At 58.7% G+C, this 2,717-nt stretch carries 3 protein-coding genes; 1 reads left to right on the forward strand and 2 read right to left on the reverse strand.

The window, feature by feature from the left end:
* Positions 1–197 (forward strand): hypothetical protein (locus ACETK3_RS21230; protein WP_373993589.1); only part of this gene is annotated, 197 nt, incomplete at its 5' end.
* Positions 198–674: 477 nt separating this feature from the next.
* Here the strand turns inward: ACETK3_RS21230 and ACETK3_RS21235 are convergent.
* Entirely contained in the window at positions 675–896 is a 222-nt protein-coding gene (locus ACETK3_RS21235; protein WP_237430441.1) for a hypothetical protein, read from the reverse strand.
* A 275-nt stretch (positions 897–1,171) separates the two neighbouring features.
* Entirely contained in the window at positions 1,172–1,579 is a 408-nt protein-coding gene (gene mscL, locus ACETK3_RS21240; protein ID WP_237430440.1) for a large conductance mechanosensitive channel protein MscL, read from the reverse strand.
* Positions 1,580–2,717: the final 1,138 nt, after the last annotated feature.

The raw sequence follows: 2,717 nt of genomic DNA on the forward strand, positions 1-2,717 counted from the left end.
CGCGGGTACCGCAACGCCGCCAACTACAAATCGGTTATTCTCTTGAGAAGTGCCGTCAGGACGGCGGCATGACGCTCATTCCAGGGATCCATTTCCCCACGAACCGCGAAGAGCCGGTAAAGGTCCGGCTGCAGTTTCGCACGCCGCAGCGTCATGCTGCGCCGGAATCTGCTCTCCTGCCAGTGGCGGCTGACTAACGTCATCGAGGGGAGAAGACGAAAATAAATCAAGATAGCTGGCTCACAACGATCCGATGATGGCTCGTTTCGTTGCAGTTCTCGACACAATTGCTGCGTCCCGAAGCGGTGAGGCTGGCGACGTTGTGCGGAATCTGTGACCGCCCGTGCGCCGTGATGAAACCCGTGTCGACGGCGGTCCTCTGTTGTCTGCCGGCGCGGGCCCGGTTAGTCTGACGAAGGGAAGAGGCCCGGGCAACCAAAGTTTTGGGGGCAGGCCTCACGGCAATCTAGTCGTGCCGATTCCCGCGCTGGCTCCGCTGCCCGAGGACTGGGGGGCCAGCGCCGCCCAGGGCGGCCAATGTTGTTCTGCCCCAGACTGGCAGAACAGAGCCAATGAGATTCGGACGAGTCCCGGCAATCAAGGAAACGAAAAGGTCCGACCGGCTCGGGCCGGTCGGACCTTCTCATGGCGCGTCGGTGGGCGGAAACGGCGGGTTATCCGACTTTGCCCGCCAGTGCCACGAGCACACCGGCTGTGGCGAAGAACTTGTTGCTCCCCAAGTCGCGGATGGTCTTGACACCCATGCCGGCGAGCAGTTCATCGTGCTTTTCCGTCAGCCCGGCAAGGGCCGAGGGCGGTGCGGCCAGAACTTCGTCGAGGGTCGAGTTCTCGTAGGCCTTGTCGAGTGCCTTGCCCAATTCAATAGAAACAGCCATGTACATGTCCTTTCATCGATACGGAACAACAGCACACCCGCCGCGGATCCTGCCAAGCAGGAATGGGGTATGCACGGACGCCGGGATATTTCCCTGCGCCCCTGCCGGATACGCTATCGCAATGTCCTCACCAGTACATCCATATCCGGCAATCAATGTGCACAGACACTGAGCATCTGCATCGATCTGTTCGGACGGCGCTGGGGCGTCGGACATTCAATTTGCTTTACCCCGAAAGAACGGCCAGTTTCTGGTGGCCGGCCTTTCCTCGTTGGCTACTGGCGGCGGTCCTGCTGCAGGGAGTCACGGATTTCCGTGAGCAAAGCAATCTGCGGATCCTCCGCTGCTTCTTCCTTGACATCAGGGTTGATGCCCAAGCGCCGGTTGCGGCGTTCGATCATGTGGTTCATCGGGACAACAATGACGAAGTAGATGGCTGCAGCCACGAGCAGGAAATTGACGATGGCCGTGAGCAGGACACCGAATTTGATGTCGTTGCCATTCAGGGTCACGACGGCGAAACTGTCGAAATTCGGCGATCCGACCAGAGCCGCAATGAACGGCATGAGAACACTTTGGACTAGGGCCGTGACCACGGCGCCGAAAGCGGCACCAATCACGACGGCGACGGCAAGGTCTACGACGTTGCCCTTCAGGATGAAATTCTTGAATCCGGTCAACATGTTCCTTAAGTTACTCCACTATGAAGCCGATTTCGTGACAAGCGGATAAATAACCGGGGGTGGCGAAGATGACAAGCCCGCTGAATATGTCAACGTCATTCAGGACACGACGACGGCCTGATTCAGGGCCACCCCGGACCCACGATCAGATCCCCCAACGACGATGCCCAGCCCCACAATCAAGGTTCTGACATGCTTCGGTAAGTTCAGCCGTTCCCGTTTGCGTGCCGGGTGCCGTTTGCGCCCCTTCATGGACGGCTCACCGAGAAATGGGGCCTACGGAGTGCACGACTCACGGCATAGTATCGCCGCGACTGTCGGGCGTTAGTCCTAGGACTGGCTGTTCGGATGGCTTCTCCGGCGTTTAGAGTCAGACATGACTGAGAAGCGCAGGCGTCTGTATTTGGTTCTTTTGCTTGTCGGCGGGGGTGGGGCCTATTTTCTCTATGAGCTCCTCTCTGGCCAACCTGCAGACCTTGCGGCAATAGGTACTCTCATCTTCGTAGGTGCCGTCAGTCTGATGCTCATTGTCCTAGTGCGTCAGCGGCGCCGGTCATCGCAGCGGCTGGCCCAGCGTGGCCAGATTGAGTGTTACATCCGTCGACCCGATGCGCCCGAGGGAGACCGCTATAGGAAGTGGAATATCGGACTCGTAACGCCAGGCCAGGGAGTGTTCACCTTCCAGCCGGTCGTGGGTCGGACACGCACAGCGCGAGGTGAGCCCTTCGATTTTCGCGTTATCGCGACGACCGGATCCCGCTATCCCGCTACGAAATGGGACAAATTCAACCGATTGGAGTCCAACGCTATCGTTCTGCCGATGAACACTGATGATGGACCCCTTGAGATTGCGGGTCAGACCAAAACGCTCGACAAAATCGAGGCATTCCTAACAGGAAAGGAGTCCCAAGGCCCTCGTACCTAATCAGACCTCAGCAACAACTCTGACGTCCTCTCCAGGTTCCCGAGGGAAGCCGTGGACTAGACCTAGCGACTTATGCCGCGTGAGGCGTCTCCTGGGACTGTGGAATTAACGGTGTATCCGGCTCGACACGCCAGGCGGTCTGCTTGGCAGGAATGAGCTGGATATGCCGGTGACACTGGATGCCGTGAAGACTGCGGACACCACTGGGAAACC

The organism is Arthrobacter sp. E44 (assembly GCF_041877125.1).
Classification (GTDB): Bacteria; Actinomycetota; Actinomycetes; order Actinomycetales; family Micrococcaceae; genus Arthrobacter.